The following is a 17,444-nucleotide window of genomic DNA, read 5'->3' as shown; positions in this document are numbered from 1 at the left end:
GCATTCCCATATATTAGAACTAAAGTGGTAAACAATTTCAGTAGCAACTGGTAAACTAATTCGCTAGCGGAGTGGTAAACTTTTTCGTTAGTGGGTGGTAAACTTTTTCATTGACGTTTACAATCGCACTGTTATGGCCAATATATTGAAAGATAAACTTAGAAGAATATAATAATAATTAGAAAATATAGATTAAAACAATTAATTACAACTAAATATTTATGCGGGATAGGGGGGCTTGTATGAACAACAAACCATTTATACATTTATTTAGAACACCTTTAGGATTTTATTTTTATGATGTAAATACTAATGAAATTGTTGAAGTGGATCATCAAATATATAGATATTTGGAAGTAGGAGAAAACGAATCTTCTGAACAAATACAATCAAGGATTAGTTCTTTAAAAATGCGTGGGTACTTGAAAGAAAAACATGTTGAACAGACAAAACATCCGGTGACGGAGTTGTTGCCTTTCTATGCAGAATCAAAAATAGGGCAATTGATTTTACAGGTGACACAGAATTGCAATCTTCGGTGTAATTACTGCGTATATTCAGGCGGTTACGATACTCGTATGCATAATAATAAGAGAATGTCTTTTGAAATGGCGAAAAAGTCAATTGATTTTTTGAAATTGCATTCAAGAAATCAGGAAAGAGTAATTATAGGTTTTTATGGAGGAGAACCTTTATTAGAATTCTCTTTAATAAAAAAATGCGTGGAATATGCAGAAAGTACTTTGAAAGGTAAAAAGATAGAATATTCAACTACAACAAATGCTACGTTATTAAATGATGAAGTTATTCGATATTTTATTTTAAAAAATTTTTTGATTACAGTGAGCTTAGATGGACCTAAAGATATTCAGGATTCAAGTAGAAGATTTGGGGATGGAAGTAGGGGAACATTTGAGTTGGTTATGAATAATCTAAAGAAAATCAAAGAAATTGATAACGATTATTTTGAAAGAAATGTTCGGATTAATACAGTGTTGGTACCGGAAAGAGGATATGCGAGTATTGATTCTTTTTTCTCTGGGAATGAAATATTTAAAAATTTGTCCATTTCATCGGCAACAGTTAGTGATTCGTACTCTAAAACAAAAACGCAAGTATCGGAACAATTTTTAGAGGAACAGCAATATGAACTATTTAAAACTTTTTTAGCAGAGCTTGGGTATTTGCCTAAAGAAAAGGAATCATTGCTGATGAGATCGTATATTGAGCATTTATGTGATACTCGTAGTGATTTAGAACGAGCTGTGAGAGAAGAAGTACCTAGTGAATGGCATAGAGGTGGACCATGTTTGCCAGGAATAATGCGATTATTTGTGACAGTAGATGGTACATTCCTTCCCTGTGAAAAGGTATGTGAAATATCGGATTATGCACAGATAGGAAATATTGAGGATGGATTTGATATAAAGAAAATGGATGCACTATTGAATATTGAAAGAATAACAGAAGATGAATGTAAGGAGTGTTGGGCGTATTCGGAGTGTAGTAGTTGTATTCGTTTTTGTAACGGGGAAAAAGAAGAGATGAGAAGAATGCTGTTGGGAAAATGTAAAGATATAAGAAATGGAATCGAAAGTATGTGTAAGGACTATACAGTGCTACAAAAATATGGCTTTAGTCAACCTCTTTCTCTCGACTAAGTGAAACCGTTGAGTTAGATTACAACAGAAAAGTTATTGTGCTTATTAGCAGATCTTTCGTAATGTGACGTATTTTAAATCGGATTGGTTTAACTATGAGTATCACTTGCTTATGTCATGTGCTAACTTATCCGATTGATGTTTGGTATAAAAATAAGAAAAGATATATCTTTGTATATCAAAGATAATATACGAAATGAGGTGCATAATGAAACATTTTTTGATATTTCCGTATGATCGGTACATAAGAAGAAGTTTAGAATTAGCAAGTGATAGATTAAATGATTCTATAGAGGATGTATTGTCATTAAGTGGATGGGGATGGACTGGTGACGAAGTATTTGTGAAGGATACAATAATATGTGTGAAAGATGATATATGTAAAGTGTCCGAAAAATGCGATAGTATTTGGATAACAGAATCTTATTATGCGATAGACTTTGAGAAATTTATTTTGCCGATATTACAATTTGCTCAAAAGAAACAGTGGAATGTATATTACGGACGAAAGACACTGTCAGAAGAAAAGCGAATAATAATGAACTATATTGAGGCTGAAAAACTATTTTTTATAGAACCTATAAAAGAAGTTAAAAGTGACGAAATAAGATTGTATGATCTTAACATTCCAATTATATGGGTTGTGGATTTGTTAGCAGATTGTCCTGCTAGAAATGTATCTTTTGAAATTGTTAATGCACTTGAACATAAGGGATGTTTTGTTGAATATGTATCTAAATATCAAGATATAGGGATATGCAACAGAATAGAATTATTGCCGAACATAAGTAAATGTTCTTTTGATGAGTCTATTATGATGTTGAATCACTATTTAAAAAGGATTGAAAATAAGCAGATTGATATGATTCTGGTTGATATACCAGGCAATTTGTTAGAGGCAAGTCGAAAGTTATATGGTGATTATGGAACATATGCATATATTATGTCAAAAGTAGCTCCACCAGATATTGTTATTTGTAATATACCTTATATGGATAGAGTAATGGAAAATGTAGAGGATGTGCAAAATGCAATATATTCAATAATAGGATGTCGAGTGGATTTTTTCAATTTTGTACCATACTATTTTGATTTGCTAGAATCAGAAAATACTAAAAAGTTCGAATATGTATCTGTTTCAAATGAATTTATAGAAAAGAAAGTAGGGGAATTAGAAGATTCAATAAGCTTAAATTCTCCAAAAATGGCAAGCAAGCTAGCTGAAAAGCTAATTCAGAAATTGGAATGCTATTTGTGATGAGGTGTAAGATGGGAGAAAAGTGTGAACTTAAATCAATATTTGAAAAAGTAGGAGTGGATATTGAATTTTTAGAGAAAAATCCGAAAGAAAACTTGTTAGGAGTAAAAATTGGACTTACGGCAAGAGATTTATTAGTTGTTTATTTTGAAATCACAAAAAAAATAGGATGTATGATTCCGGATGATATTATAACGGAGGGGAAATTCAATACTTATGCAGACATATTAGAAATTACTAATAGTGTGTATAAGAAAGAAAATATAAGTAGAAAGGAGGAAATAGTATGAGATTTGGAAAAAGAAAACTTATGTCAAATTCTCTAGTTGTTGCTCGTGGCTGTAATTGTTATACAATGTGTACTTGTACACACCGAGAGATTCTGAAATCTAGTTATAACATTAAGACCACCATTACACAGTATAGTTCAGCAGAAGGTATCTAAGTATTGTACAAGCTGAGAGCGCTAATTGATAGTGCTCTCAGCTTAAAACGGAATCTAAAGAAGGGAGGAAAGGCAATGAAATTAGGTAAAAGAAAAGCAGCGTTTCATTCGTTGATTGTGGCAAGAGGATGTGCATGTTATACAATGTGTTCGTGTAAAAATCGGGAAGTGTTACAATCTTTTTATAATATTCAGACTATGATTACAGAGTATACTTCTGGGGGGATTTAAACGGCAAGAATGAAACGTGAAGCATTAAGCAATTTATGAATGCAATTTGCAATACCTGATTTTATGTCTGGATGATATGAAAAAACAAATTAAGAAAATTCTATCGGGCATTAGCGGAATTATTGTAATCTTTCTTGTGTTTTTCCCATATATCGAACTTGATGGACAAAGACATACTATTCTATACTTGTTGAAATATGTGAATTCAGTAGATATTAGCAAGTATGTGGCTGACGCAAGTTCGGTGAGGATCGTTGTTTTAGCACAGATATATATGTTGCTTTTTGTGGCAGCGTTAGCCTTGTTAAAAAGTGTTTTAAGATATCTTCAAAAGAAAGAGAATGTCGTACTCCGTGGCTTATACTTGCTCCTTAGTTTTGCAATTATTTATATCAATTTTACAGCAGGGGGAATGAAAGAATTATCTAATGGTATAGGCGTGATTATTTTCCCGATATTTCCATTTATTTTTGGTGTTCTGGACGTTTTGGTTGATGCATATTTGAATCAGGTTAAGAATATGGAGGTGCCAGAAAAAAAGGAATCTCAGAAAAAAGAGCGGGTTATAGAAAAACCAACCTATACCAACAAGAAATTACAGATACGTTTTTTTAGAGTATATAAAGGAATATGGAGAAATACAGGAATATATCATATATTTTCAGGAATTGGTATCGGGGGGATTCTCGCAACCGTTACTATAAGAAATTCGATAAAAGAAAGAGTGTTTTCAGAAAATACTTTAAGAGCAATTACTGGAATACTTGGTGATGCGTTGCTTCCGTTTTTTTTAGTATTTGGGTTTGTTATGATTGTCCTCTTGGTACACTATTTCGAAAAAAATGTAGACATTTTAAATATGTTCTATATTCTTGGAATGAAGAAACAAGATCGTAATGTTTTTTTGGCAGGACTTTTTAGTGGTGCATTTTTATTTAGCTTATGTCTGGGTATTTTGTTTGGATGGCTATTTATTAATGTGACAGATGTTTTGTTGAGCAGGTTATGTGAATTGAACTTGAATCTGGAATTGACAGCAGGCTCCATATTAGTTGTGACAGCGATATGGATACTTTTTTTTATAGTTGTTCTTATGTTTTCCCATGATAAATGGGCTATGAAAAAATATAAGGATTTGTCGAAGGAGTGGATGCCGAAAAAGCATTTGAAAAAAGGAATGCTATTAAGTGTTATAGTTTCAATTCTTTTATGTTTAATATATAGCAATTTGACACGTTTTGAAAATAAGCAGATATTATTTGGAATTATATTATGTGTGTATGTGTTTATCCGATGTGTTGATGCATATTCAACAAAGTATAAAAATCGAAAGGAAAAGGCAAAAAAGGTATTGATAAAAAACAGATTGCGAAGTCGTTCTCGAACAGTGGCTGTTTTTTCTTCGCTTGTAATAATGTTGCTGATTTTTTCAATATCTTGTGGATTATTGCAGATTACAACTGTCAGAACTGCAGAAAATATAGATACACTTTATCCTTATGATGTGGTTTCGTATGGATATCCGGAAGATCGTGCAATCTATGAGCAGCTGGCAAACCAATATGATTTGCAGATTACGTCAGTACCTATGGTTCGTGTGTGCAGTATGGATACCATAGATGCTATTGAATCTCAGGGACAAACACCGATTCAAGGTCAGCAGATAGGTATTTCTGAAGAATCATATCACTTTTTGAAAAAGAGTATGGATGACGGGTATAAAAGACATACACTGAATCTTGATAAGAAAGGTGAAAAAGTTTATGTTGTTCATCAACAGGATCGAACGGTACGAGCACAGCCGCTGGACTATTGGCTTTGGTCAAGACTTCCATTGCTGCATATAGGCTTACCGGTACCAGCAATAGAATATGGAACTGCTGTCAGTGCCAAGGAAATGGATATTGGGTTTACTTATAGAAAAGTTGTGGGAGAAGAAATAGGAAGCTTAACAGGCATATTTGATTGTACAGGAAAACAAGAGAATATTGTAGTTTTTTCAAATGAGTATTTTGAACATGCAAAAGAGCTTTGGAAAACCACGAATCAATATAGTGGAGCACAACTTTCGAAGGAGCAATTGCCATATGCATCTGAGTTTACAAAAGAAGGTCCGTCCCAATTAGTTATGATACAGGGATTAAAGAACGAATATGTTAAGGATGTGAAGAAACAGCTGAATTTGATAGAAAAGCAGCATGCTTCTGATAGAGAATACAATCCTATTATTAAGAACATTTATTATAAATCAGATGGGGAATCAGATTTAGAACAATCTAGATTTATGAAATATAGTATGGGTGTATTCCAGATAATGGCATATTCATTTCTGATTCTAATGCTGATTATTGCGGAAATTATTAGTTCCGGAGATGAATTAGTAAAACGCAACGAACTACTTTGTTATCTTGGAATGGAAAAGAAAAAACGATTTCGGCTGATGAAAAAGGATCTTTTACACACAAAGCATTGGGGAAATATAGTGGCAGCGATTGTGTCATTAGGATTAGTAATTGCAACTTTTATTGCCCGAATGTTTGATATGAAATTAATAACAGACAATATGGTTATGCTGTTTATTTCAGGGATTCTTATATTACTTATTAATGAGATTATTATGCAAATTGCAATATCTGTTTGGATGAGAAAGATCGAAAGGAGGAATGAGGTATGGAAGAGATGATCAAAGTTAACTCTTTGAGTAAAAGTTTTAGACAGACGGATGAAGTTACAAAAACTGTTTTGGATGAGTTGTCATTTTCGGTATATGAAGAGGAAATACTTGGTATTATGGGAACGTCAGGGTGTGGAAAAACAACATTATTGAAAATATTGGGGCTGATAGAAGCACCTTCTGACGGCGACATTACTTTTCGTGGTCAGTCAGTAGTTTCCATGTCTGGAACGGAGAAAAGTGAACTTCGGAGAACAGCTATCGGTTTTATATTTCAGGACTATATGCTTTTGGATTCTCTTTCGGTGGAGGATAATATTACGCTGCCTTTATTAATTGATGATAAAAAGGATATCGATATATATGAAGTGGCGCATCGATGGGGAAAAATATTTGGCATATCGAATATTATGGAGCGTTATCCGACTAAACTATCCGGTGGTGAAAAACAACGAGTTGCAATATGCAGGGCGCTAATCAATAATCCTGATTTAATTTTAGCAGATGAGCCGACGGGAAACTTAGATGGAGAATACCGGGAAAAAGTGATTCAGGAAATTGTTAAGATTAATCGTGAATTTCATAAAACAGTCATCATTGTTACACACGATCCATATGTTGCATCTTTTTGTGACAGAGTACTGTTTTTAGAAGAAGGAAATGTCAAGGAGATGCCGAAAGAAAAAATGAATCCGTAGTAAAATAAAGGATGTCAAAAAAGATAATAAGCATTGTTTTATATTTTTAATAGGAATCATTTTGGGCAGACATTTGGTGATGAACATATACAAATTTAGCACCAGATGTTCTGCATTACCGTTTCATGTGAATTCTGATGGTAGAGAAGTAATCACTGCGGGACAATACTGATACCGCAGTGGTTCACATGAATGGACGCATTAAAAGAAATTAGAAGACCTAGTTTTTGATAGAATATGAGATCGCGGGGTCATATAAAACAATTTGAAGAACAAGAAATGAGGGTGCTTAAAAGATACAAGTGGCTAGAATGTGTTGAGGACTTATTTTGACTAATAGAGATATCACGAAATCTGAACAGCTATTTTATAAATTGATTAGAGGAGTGTCGGAGATAACGATGAATCGTTTTTTCAAAGAAGTACCAATGCTTATTATCGCAGAGGAAATCTAGTAATAAAAATAAACGAATATATATAGTAGCTGAAAACATAAAGTTATTAACCTTTGAAGAGATTAAGTCTAAGATGACGGACTTGATTTTTTTGTTTATGGAGGAACTATGCAAAAAAAAATGATAGCAATAATTGTTTTTTGTTACGGTGTACTGATGGGAACATCATTTATAAGACCACTGGTTATACGTCAAATTATGGATGGTGGATTACTTGAAAAGAACTTTTATATAATACTAGAATTTGCTGTTGTACTTTTGTGTATATCTGTGCTAGAAGAAGGGGTTCGAATTTTACAAGCAAAATTATTTGTAGATTTAAAAAATCGTGTTGTATTAGAGCTGTATTCAAAAGTATTTCATAAGTTGATGTATGCTAAAATGAGTTATTTTTCAAAAAATAATGCATCTGAAGTTATTAATAGATTTTCAACAGATATTGATAATGCCAGTCTTTTAATCGATAATAATGTGATGAGTGTAGTGAGCTATGTATTACAAATTATAAGTGGTGTAATAGGCTTGGTAGTTGTGAATTGGCATTTGGCAATTTTAGTATTGTGTATTGTACCAGTGAAATATATATTAATCTTTTTTTTCTCTAAAAAGAAAGAACATTTAATGGAAAAATGGATAGAGAAGATAGCAGAATTTTCTGCATGGTTTGATGACACGATCAATGGCGTTCGTGAAATAAAACTATGGGGAATGTATAAAGCAAAAAATCAGGAAATGCGAAAATTTCAAAAAGAAGTGTTGATATTGGGGAAGAAAACAACACTTTTGGAAACATATAATTATTCAGTAGATTCTCTTTTGCAATGGATGATGGTTTGTATACTATATGGAATTGGTGGTTATTTAGTTTGTAAAAAAAGACTTAGTATTGGTGGATTAACTGCATTTATTTCATATTCTAATTATGTGATAGGACCGATAGCATTAGTATTTAATCTTAGATTTATTTGGGCACAGATAAAACCATCCATTAATAGATTGGATAAGTTTTTTGCTGAAGAAACAGAAAGAGAATGGAATTCTCCATATGATATAAAGAAATTTCAGAAGGAAATAGTATTTAACAAGGTATCATTTTCTTATTCGAAACAGGTATTGTTAAAAGAAATAAATTTAACAATACATAAGGGTGAAAAGATAGCGATTGTTGGAGAAAATGGAAGTGGAAAATCTACAATTATTAATATGTTATTGCGTTTTTTGGAACCAAATGAAGGGGTAATCGCTATAGATGGAATAGATATTCAAAAATATAGCTTAAAGCAATATAGAGAGTTATATGCAGTGGTAAGTCAAGAAATTTATTTATTTAAAGAGAGTTTATATAATAATGTTGCAATGGGGCGGACAATTGATAAAGAAGTATTAAATACGATGTGTCAAAAATTAAATCTTCAGACATTCTTAAGTAAATTATCTTCTGGTATAGAAACAACATTGGAAAGAAATGGTGAAAATCTTTCAGGCGGAGAACGGCAAAAGGTGGCATTACTTAGAGCTATAATTAAAGATGCCCCAATTTTAATTTTAGATGAGGCAACAGCAAATATTGATAAAGGATATGATGAATTTTTGAATGATATTATACACTCAGAATTTCAAAATAAAACAATTATTTTAATTACGCATCGAATAGAAAGCTTGAAGAATATGGACAAAATTTATCAAATACATAACCACTCCATTATTGAAAAGGTATAAGAAGTAAGAATGTTGATTAAAGAAAAACTAATACGCTGATATAGATAATGTAGAAATATTTCATTATTTAAAACGTATTAAATATGAAAAAAAATAAGTATAAGAGATACATGACAGATAATAGAATGTTAAAAAAAATTGGTATATACTGGATTCTTTTAGAATTTTATATGTCGAAAAATATCATAATTTTGTAGAGTTTTCGAAAGCTCAGCAAAACCGAAAGAAAAACGGTTTTGTTGGGCTTTTTTTATTGGTTTTTGCAGAGATTCTCAATAAGCGCTTCAATATTATAAGGTGTCGATCTCCAACTTCCAATCTGGATTTCTAGTGAAAATTCAGATTGGAGGAAAAGAATATGGAGGGTAAACACCCAAAGAGGAGAAGAGATAAATATAATCCGTATACTATATGCGAAAAGGATGGACATTATTACATAGCATTTTCAGATGGACAGAAAATGCAGCATGAATTGGAAATCAGCAGAGAACTGTATGAATCCTTTGATGAGTTTGAATTGCGGGATATTTCCTATCTGCATAAATGGGATAAATATGAAGAACATTCGGAATTGTGGGAGGAGACGTTGAATGCAAGGGCATTTTTACCACAGGAAAGTGTAGAAGATATTATTTTCAACAAATTGCTGAAGGAAAAATTATATCATGCAATTGACAGACTTTCGGAAATACAGAAACGGAGGTTGATACTTTACTATTTTGATGGGTTGACTTATGAAGAAATAGCTAGAAAAGAGGGATGTACAAAGATGCCTGTCAAGCGTTCAATTGACGCTGCACTGGAGCATTTGAAGAAAGAATTTATGTAAAAAATAAAATTTGAAGATTCACAGGCTACTTTTGAGGATTTTCGTGGGAAACAGGTGAAGAGGATAACATCCTTTTGCCTGTTTCTTTTTTTGGAACGGGAAGAACCTTGACAAGAGAATATTCATTCACCATATACATTCCTGTTGTTAGCGTGATGAGCGTGAGCCGCGTTAGCAGGTACGCCATGAATCAAGTTGATATGGGCAGCGAGATCCCACCAAAGAAGAACATGTGTCTGCAGCTGTGTATCATAGAGGAGCGAAGAATACCGGGCTATGACTGTCGGATTGCTACCGACAGGGCGATAACAGACAACGGGCATAATGATACTCCTGTTTGGTCATAAAGTCGAGCGTTAGAAGCGTCGTAACAAGTGAGAGCAGCTTCGGGAGAACCTCGGAGGGGACAAGTTCCTGTGGAGCTGATAGCAGTCAGCCATATGGTGATTTCCCTTGTGTTTATGAACACAGAAAGCCGGGGTGTCGAGGACAAATTGGCTTGTTGAATAGGCAAAAATGGTAGCCGGACATTGGACTGAGTGATAGTCATGAAAGTGCGAAAAGGAAAGTCTGTGTTCGGCTGATACATAGCTGTTCGAGATGGAGCAGTTAATCAGAGAGGAACATTATATTATGAGGAAAAGAGAAATCCGGCGTGGGGATATTTACCACGCAGATCTGAGTCCTGTGTTCGGAAGTGAGCAGGGCGGTTATCGCCCGGTCTTGGTAATTCAGAATAACAGAGGTAATGTGAACAGCCCTACGGTAATTGTAGCGGCAATCACAAGCAGACCAAAAACGAAACTGCCAACGCATGTACCGATTCCCGCAGAGATGAAAGGATTGGAAAAAGATTCTGTTGTCCTGCTGGAACAGTTGCGGACATTGGATAAGAAGCGCCTGGATCAGTATGTGGGAAGACTGGATTATACAATAATGAAGAGAATTAACAAGGCGTTATATACCAGTGTGGAACTGCCAAAACGGGATAAGCCGATCTTATTGTGTCTGTGTCCGGTGTGTGCGAAGCCATTTTATGAGTCAAAGGAACATTTCATACAAAGAGTGGATAAAAACCAGAAGACAAAGGATACTTGTATGTTCTGTAATACACGTTCTGGATATGACTACTTAATAAGGAAGAAGTACAATTAAAATTTCAATCAAATATTTGGGAGGATGAATATGAAAGTAGACAATCAATATGCAGCATTTCTTTTAATTGAAATCTTATATGAAAAAGGAATTATCAACAAAGCTACTTACAATAATGTAGTGAAATATAAAAAAACGCACTGCGATGGAGCTGATTCGCACATTTCACAAGTAGCATAGGTGTCGGGTAGAATGTAGACATCAACAGGAGGTGCAAAAACATGAATAATAATTTAGCATTTGATACGGATATCCAAACACCATTTCATATATTTCAGGATAAAAACAGAAAAAGACATATGGTGTTTTACGGTCGAGTATCTACGGAACATGAGGCTCAATTGTCAGCACTTGAAAATCAGATCCAGTGGTATGATGATCAGGCAGAACGTCATCCTAATTGGGTGGTTGTGGACAAGTATATTGATGAAGGAATTACAGGAACACAAGCTAAGAAGAGACCAGCTTTTTTAAGAATGATTGAAGATGCTAAGGCAGGTAAATTTGATTTGATTGTTACTCGTGAAGTGTGCAGATTTGCAAGAAATACGGTAGATACTCTTGTGGCAACAAGAGAATTAAAAAATCTTGGAGTAGAAGTTTATTTTGTTGAGGATAATATCTGGACAATGGACGGAGATGGAGAATTGCGGTTGACAATTATGGCTACGCTTGCACAGGAAGAGAGCCGAAAGGTATCAGAGCGTGTAAAAGCCGGACAGCATATTAGCCGTAATAATGGAGTGATTTATGGCAATGGGAATATCTTAGGGTATGACCGTATTAATGATACATATGTGATCAACAAGGAGCAGGCAGAGACTGTGCGTATGATTTATGATATGTATCTGCATGATGGGGTTGGAGCAACGAAAATCGCTAATGAATTGAGTATAAGACGCAGAGTAGCTGCATCAGGAAAGGTTAAATGGACACCATCTAATGTTAGCAGGGTGTTGAGAAATCCAACATATATGGGATGTATGGCTTATGGAAAATCTTTCAATAACAATTATTTGGAACAAAAAAGAATTAATAACCATAACAGTGACACTTATAAATATGTGAAAGCTAATTTTGAACCAATTGTTACGGAAGAAGAATGGCGTGAATGTGAGAGGATTCGTAAAAGGAGGCGAAGAGAATTAAGTATTCCCATGGTTAGAAAAACACCATTTGGTGAAGAAAGTGTAACAAAGCCGGTAAGAGAATCTCATGATAAATGGAACAGAAAGCTACGTTGTTCTTGCGGTTACACATTTAGAAAAAATCGGTGGCATAAGAATAAGAACAAAGACTGGTCTTATGGTTATCAATGTTATAATCAATTAAATAATGGCTCTGCAAAGAAGCGGAGAGAGCAAGGGCTAGATACAACTGGGTACTGTGATATGCCGATGATCGCTGATTGGAAGTTAGAGATTATGTGTAAGATGCTTTTAGAGAAAGTGTGGAGTGAACGGACTGGAGCGATTCAAGAAGCAGAAAGAATATTAAAATTGTGCTATCAAATGGATAATGCTGTACAGTCTGAGGCTGTTGCAATCAAAAGGAAAATAGAAAAGATAAAACTAAAGCTGGATAATCTGATTGATATGCGGGCGGAAGGCGATATCTCTATTGAGGAATTTCGAAAACGAAAAGAAAGTTTAAATATGGAGCTGGCAAGTTATGAAGTTGAACTGCAAGAACAAAAGCGGATGAAACATGCAACTAAAGAAAAAGAGATGAACTGGGACGCCGTTCATAAATCATTGGAAGAAACTATTGACTTTTCAAAATCAACAGTAGATAATGAAGTTGTGGATAAGTTTATTGCGAAAATCATTCCACAAGGAAATAACCGTTTTTTGTGGTTTGTAAATCTTAGTTCTTTAAGAAGTGAAGAGATAGAAATGGTTGTTGAAGGAAGACGTAATCACTCAACAGTGTTTATCTATGATGAAGAAAAAGGCGAGGAATCAGAAGAAGATGATTCCTCAGTACATAGCAATATACTGTATATTTCAGATATTGCCTCCGAATTAGAAGCGAAAAAATACTCCCCCGAAGGGGCACAGCACAGGCAGCTATCGCTCAGAAGTAGTACACCGAGCATAGAGGTATAAGATGTTAATTAGTTAACAAAGAAACTCTCATTACATTTTATTGTGTAATGGGAGTTTTTTTATCGTTGAATATGGCGTTTTACAAAGGAGCATGTTAGAATGAAATCAGCAAATCGGTATTTGTAGGAAGAGGTGCTGATATGTTGACAATCTTTAATAGACAAGAATTGGTTATTACGATGGATATGAAACGTCAAGCGGATGTTTGCAAAATATTATCCCAAAATGAAATCAAATACACGGTAAAAACAACCAATCTTCTGAGTTACACCGCTATTGGAAGCTGTATAGGACGTACAGGTAGCTTTAGAATTCAGCGAGATTATTCTTATGAATACAAGATTTATGTCCACAAGAAAGATTATGAAAGAGCAAAATGGTTAATCTGTTAAACCGGAAGTCGTGGAGATAAAGAATGAAGAAATTTTTGAATGATATACGAAGTGCGGAAAATCCGATACCTCTTAATAAGCAAATTATAAACACTGTATGTATATTGTTTATTGGAATTGTTTTGGGAACTTTTTCAAAGTTTTTAGACACCATGCCAACAAACGAGTTGCCATTTATGACTTGGTAGTACCATTTCATTTTGGATAAGTAGCTTCCAGTTTTTAGATCTGGATCAATCGAATTTGCAAGATATAACTTTGAGAATTAAGATAGAGGTAATATGAAAATGGCAAAAGGATATACAGATAAAGAATTTGATAATGAGGTGAAGATTTATGGATAAGGAAAAAGTCTGTGCAACACTTAAATAAGAGAACTGCAGATGGATGGCTACCTATGGGGCATGTTGATGATTAGCATACTTCGTGGAGGAAAATATAATGGGTAAAAACGAAAGGTTTGAGAAAGTTTATTCTCAGGGAGCAATGAATGTTATGGAAATTTGGGTTGATAAGGAAACTGGTGTAAATTATGTATTTCACGCAAGTGGATATGCTGGTGGGATGACACCATTATTGGATAGAGAAGGAAAACCGGTTATTTCTTCGATAATCAATAGATAATTTTAAGCCGGGAGGTTCCTTATATGAAGAAAAAGAAGATAGTTATTGTTACAGTAATAGTCATAGGTGTATTGGTTTATCCTCTTTTATAGGAGCGGGATTTAGCAGGAGAACAGATGAGGTTTTAACTGAATATTCTGTATCAGAAGATGGCAAAAAGTTGACTTTCAATGCGGGGGTTATGTCTTCTATGGGATATATAAGAGGTTTTAAGAATGATGGTGGATATGAACTTGTGTTGCAAAAGAATGTCGATACAGGTGAATGGACGAAACCGAATTCCGCTCAAACAGAACCATCTGTAATCAAGACCTATGAGGTGACGAACTCAGAATTCGCTGAAGAATATTTTGAAAATGATAAGTTGGTTACTATGGTCAGGTATTATGGAATGAGTGATGGGAATTGGAAAGCAGACGATTATACATACCAATATAGATTGGAAATTACAGGTAGAATGAAATCAGTAAACGAAATTTATGGAGGTCTTGTATGAAGAAAATTGTATGTACAATGCTATGTGTTCTGCTTGTATTTAGTTTGAGTGCTTGTGGTGGAAATGTTAGTGAAGTAAATACGCATAATGTAGAATCTGAAATGTATTCTGAAGAGGATATTAGAGCTGCTATCGACACTATAAAAAAAGAGTTTAAGAGTGATTGGAAAGGATGTACTCTTACAGAGATTTATTATGCAGGGGATGACCGCTCAAAAGATCATCAAGATTGGGCAGATAGGAACAATGCAGATGAAGTCATTGTTTTATTATCTTCATTCAATGTTGATTCGTCTGGCGGAGATGGGTCTTTGAATCCTAATAGTACATACAGTGATTGGAATTGGGTTTTGGTAAGAACAAGTGGCGGACAATGGCAACATGTTGACCATGGATATTAAATCCAGTTTATGCAATTAGTGTTGTCATATGGAATCATAACTTGATTTTTTTGATTTTATTGCATACAATATAAGAAATTTAAGTTGATTTTGTTTGGTTTTAACTGATTGAGGTGATATTATGTGTGATGTAAAAAAATATAATAAAATATTTAAGGATATAACATCATTGCAGCCAGAGGATACATTACAGTTAGTGTTAGAAGCTGAAACGGAGGAGGAAAAGAATTTTTATGAATTGATTGGAGATTTTCTTCTTCAGATGAAGCAGAAGCAGGTAGTTGAAAGGAATTTGTTCTAGTGAAAAAATATGTAATCATTGCTGGAGTGAATGGAGCGGGCAAATCCACGTTATATCAAATTAATGATAATCTCAAAAAAATGCCACGAGTAAACGTAGATGAAATCGTAAGAGATATTGGTGACTGGAGAAATGTTCGAGATGTTTTTTCGGCAGGAAAAATAGCTGTTGAGAAAATCTCACAATATATGAATGATGGGATTACGTTTAATCAAGAAACCACACTTTGCGGAAAATCCATTATAAAAAATATCTTGAAGGCAAAAGAACTGGGATATTTTATAGAATTGCATTATGTTGGAGTTGAGTCTGTACAGATTGCAAAGGATAGAGTAAAACACAGAGTTGAAAATGGAGGTCATGGAATACCTGAAAAGGATATTGAAAAGCGTTATGTGGAGACTTTCCAACAACTCAACAGCATTTTGAAAGAGTGTAATCTGGTAGCATTTTATGATAATACGGAAAGTTTTAGACGATTTGCGATTTGCAAGAATGGTAAGCTGGTCAGAATTTCTCACAATGTCCCAGAATGGTTCTCTAAAGTTGAAATATAGAGTGTCCTTCCATCCATCTGAAACCACACAGGCAGCTATCGCTCAGAAGTAGTACACCAAGCATAGATAGGAAATTAATTAATTTATAGAGGAACTCCCATTACGCTTTATTGTGTAACGGGGGTTCCTCGTTTTGTTATGGAGTATGAACATTTCAGGAGTTTTCTTTAAAGAGGATATGTTAATGAAGCTGAAAGTGGTATTTTGAAAAGTAGCGTGTTAGAATGAAGTTAACAAATCAAGTTTAGTGTGAAGGTTAATTTTGAACTGGGAGTGAAGATTATGGAAGTAATTAATTATTTTTCAAGCGACCGTCAGGAGTACTGGCTCGCTGAGATTGGAAAGAGCGATTGGAGTGCCGGTCAATTTTTGTATAAGTTGCTAAAGAATGGAGAACTACAAGACTATGTAGGCGAAAATGTAAAAGTGTTGCTCCTTGTAGATGGTGATGAATTGGTATCTTTTTGTACTTACGCTGAGAAAGATGATATTCAGCCAACTGATTTGACACCTTGGATTGGATGGGTTTATACATTTCCGCAGAGAAGAGGATCCCATTATGTGGGACAACTATTCGCGGAGATTGAAAAGATTGCAAAGTCTGAGAATGTTAGTGAAGTTTTTATTTCAACGAATCATGAAGGATTGTATGAAAAATATGGATGTGAATTCTATCAAATGATGAATGATATTAATGGAGAACCATCTCGCGTATATAGAAAAACGTTTTGATGAAATCTGTAATGATATGCCAATGAAAATGAAGATATTTTACAAGACTTTCTGATATTCAAGCTGTACTATAATTGTAGAAAGGAGCAAATTCACATGAAGAAAAAGCAGCTTTTTTGAGCGGAAAAAATGTGTGGGAGACCAGGGAGATAGAAAGGCTGGGAATCGGGTCTGCATTTTGCTCAGATGGTCCGCATGGATTGCGCAAACAGTCAGGTGAAGGGGGGCACTTGGGGCTAAACGAATCTCTTCCGGCAACATATTTTCCGACTGCGGCATCAGTGGCGAATAGATTAGAATGGCAAGGGGATATGAGCGAGGTTGAGAATTGTAATTTTAAAACGGGAATTTCTATCGCTGTTGCACTGCCTAAAGATATGCACCTTTGAAATGTGATGAGCTGGTTAATCAATCCTATTGTGGAACGTGTAGCCAATGTGTAAAAAATTGTCCGGCACAAGCATTAAAGGACGGTTTATGGACGGCTGGTATGCCAAGAGAAAAAATTGTGAATATAGAAAAGTGTTACAAAAAACAAGTAGAGATCATGTCAAAAAGTACAGGCATTGAAACAGATTTATGTGGAATGTAAACGTCAATGAAAAAGTTTACCACCCGCTAACGAAAAAGTTTACCACTCCGCTAGCGAATTAGTTTACCAGTTGCTACTGAAATTGTTTACCACTTTAGTTCTAATATATGGGAATG

At 34.4% G+C, this 17,444-nt stretch carries 19 protein-coding genes and 1 pseudogene; all 20 read left to right on the top strand.

Features of this window, described 5'->3' with window-relative positions; all coding sequences use genetic code 11:
* The first annotated feature begins 242 nt into the window (after positions 1–242).
* Positions 243–1,661, top strand: coding sequence for a Cys-rich peptide radical SAM maturase CcpM (gene ccpM, locus ACQRBH_RS16245; protein WP_195761411.1), 1,419 nt, complete (start codon positions 243–245; stop codon positions 1,659–1,661).
* 208 nt (positions 1,662–1,869) lie between these two features.
* Positions 1,870–2,919 carry a hypothetical protein gene (locus tag ACQRBH_RS16240; RefSeq protein WP_154322945.1) on the top strand — a complete coding sequence of 350 codons (1,050 nt, stop codon included), beginning with the start codon at positions 1,870–1,872 and terminating at the stop codon, positions 2,917–2,919.
* Between the two features lie 11 nt (positions 2,920–2,930).
* Entirely contained in the window at positions 2,931–3,209 is a 279-nt protein-coding gene (locus ACQRBH_RS16235; RefSeq protein WP_154322944.1) for a peptide maturation system acyl carrier-related protein, read from the top strand.
* Positions 3,210–3,439: 230 nt separating this feature from the next.
* A complete protein-coding gene (locus ACQRBH_RS16230) occupies positions 3,440–3,595 on the top strand; it encodes a hypothetical protein (protein WP_347376776.1) in 156 nt (51 codons plus the stop codon).
* A 76-nt stretch (positions 3,596–3,671) separates the two neighbouring features.
* Positions 3,672–6,278 carry a hypothetical protein gene (locus ACQRBH_RS16225; RefSeq protein ID WP_154322943.1) on the top strand — a complete coding sequence of 869 codons (2,607 nt, stop codon included), beginning with the start codon at positions 3,672–3,674 and terminating at the stop codon, positions 6,276–6,278.
* Positions 6,266–6,967 (top strand): ABC transporter ATP-binding protein, encoded by a 702-nt coding sequence (locus ACQRBH_RS16220; RefSeq protein ID WP_154322942.1) that lies wholly within the window; start codon positions 6,266–6,268, stop codon positions 6,965–6,967. The genes ACQRBH_RS16225 and ACQRBH_RS16220 overlap by 13 nt, the downstream gene beginning before the upstream one ends.
* 563 nt (positions 6,968–7,530) lie before the next feature.
* On the top strand, positions 7,531–9,141 hold the full coding sequence (locus ACQRBH_RS16215) for an ABC transporter ATP-binding protein (RefSeq protein WP_154322941.1): 1,611 nt from the start codon (positions 7,531–7,533) through the stop codon (positions 9,139–9,141).
* Positions 9,142–9,499: 358 nt separating this feature from the next.
* Positions 9,500–9,970 (top strand): RNA polymerase sigma factor, encoded by a 471-nt coding sequence (locus ACQRBH_RS16210; protein ID WP_154323365.1) that lies wholly within the window; start codon positions 9,500–9,502, stop codon positions 9,968–9,970.
* A 185-nt stretch (positions 9,971–10,155) separates the two neighbouring features.
* A complete protein-coding gene (locus ACQRBH_RS16205) occupies positions 10,156–10,317 on the top strand; it encodes a hypothetical protein (protein ID WP_154322940.1) in 162 nt (53 codons plus the stop codon).
* A 286-nt stretch (positions 10,318–10,603) separates the two neighbouring features.
* Complete coding sequence (locus ACQRBH_RS16200; RefSeq protein ID WP_154322939.1) at positions 10,604–11,125, top strand: type II toxin-antitoxin system PemK/MazF family toxin; 522 nt, start codon at positions 10,604–10,606, stop codon at positions 11,123–11,125.
* A gap of 30 nt (positions 11,126–11,155) precedes the next feature.
* Entirely contained in the window at positions 11,156–11,305 is a 150-nt protein-coding gene (locus ACQRBH_RS16195; RefSeq protein ID WP_154322938.1) for a hypothetical protein, read from the top strand.
* A 41-nt stretch (positions 11,306–11,346) separates the two neighbouring features.
* Positions 11,347–13,233, top strand: coding sequence for a recombinase family protein (locus tag ACQRBH_RS16190; RefSeq protein ID WP_427762497.1), 1,887 nt, complete (start codon positions 11,347–11,349; stop codon positions 13,231–13,233).
* 140 nt (positions 13,234–13,373) lie between these two features.
* Positions 13,374–13,625 carry a hypothetical protein gene (locus tag ACQRBH_RS16185; protein ID WP_427762496.1) on the top strand — a complete coding sequence of 84 codons (252 nt, stop codon included), beginning with the start codon at positions 13,374–13,376 and terminating at the stop codon, positions 13,623–13,625.
* Between the two features lie 441 nt (positions 13,626–14,066).
* Positions 14,067–14,249 (top strand): DUF6440 family protein, encoded by a 183-nt coding sequence (locus ACQRBH_RS16180; RefSeq protein WP_427762494.1) that lies wholly within the window; start codon positions 14,067–14,069, stop codon positions 14,247–14,249.
* A 190-nt stretch (positions 14,250–14,439) separates the two neighbouring features.
* The gene (locus ACQRBH_RS16175; RefSeq protein ID WP_427762492.1) at positions 14,440–14,745 is read left to right on the top strand and encodes a hypothetical protein; all 306 of its coding nucleotides are present in this window, start codon (positions 14,440–14,442) and stop codon (positions 14,743–14,745) included.
* On the top strand, positions 14,742–15,146 hold the full coding sequence (locus tag ACQRBH_RS16170) for a lipoprotein (protein ID WP_427762490.1): 405 nt from the start codon (positions 14,742–14,744) through the stop codon (positions 15,144–15,146). The genes ACQRBH_RS16175 and ACQRBH_RS16170 overlap by 4 nt, the downstream gene beginning before the upstream one ends.
* Before the next feature lie 121 nt (positions 15,147–15,267).
* Entirely contained in the window at positions 15,268–15,447 is a 180-nt protein-coding gene (locus ACQRBH_RS16165; RefSeq protein ID WP_427762489.1) for a hypothetical protein, read from the top strand.
* Entirely contained in the window at positions 15,447–16,004 is a 558-nt protein-coding gene (locus tag ACQRBH_RS16160; RefSeq protein ID WP_427762487.1) for a zeta toxin family protein, read from the top strand. The genes ACQRBH_RS16165 and ACQRBH_RS16160 overlap by 1 nt, the downstream gene beginning before the upstream one ends.
* A gap of 282 nt (positions 16,005–16,286) precedes the next feature.
* Positions 16,287–16,736, top strand: a complete 450-nt coding sequence (locus tag ACQRBH_RS16155) for a GNAT family N-acetyltransferase (protein WP_427762486.1) — start codon at positions 16,287–16,289, stop codon at positions 16,734–16,736.
* Between the two features lie 116 nt (positions 16,737–16,852).
* Positions 16,853–17,056, top strand: a pseudogene (locus ACQRBH_RS16150) (hypothetical protein); the annotation flags it as partial.
* Between the last annotated feature and the right edge of the window lie 388 nt (positions 17,057–17,444).

The sequence above is a fragment of the Bariatricus sp. SGI.161 genome (assembly GCF_050313695.1).
GTDB lineage: Bacteria > Bacillota > Clostridia > Lachnospirales > Lachnospiraceae > JAFBIX01.
This window is presented reverse-complemented; position numbering and strand designations above follow the sequence as displayed.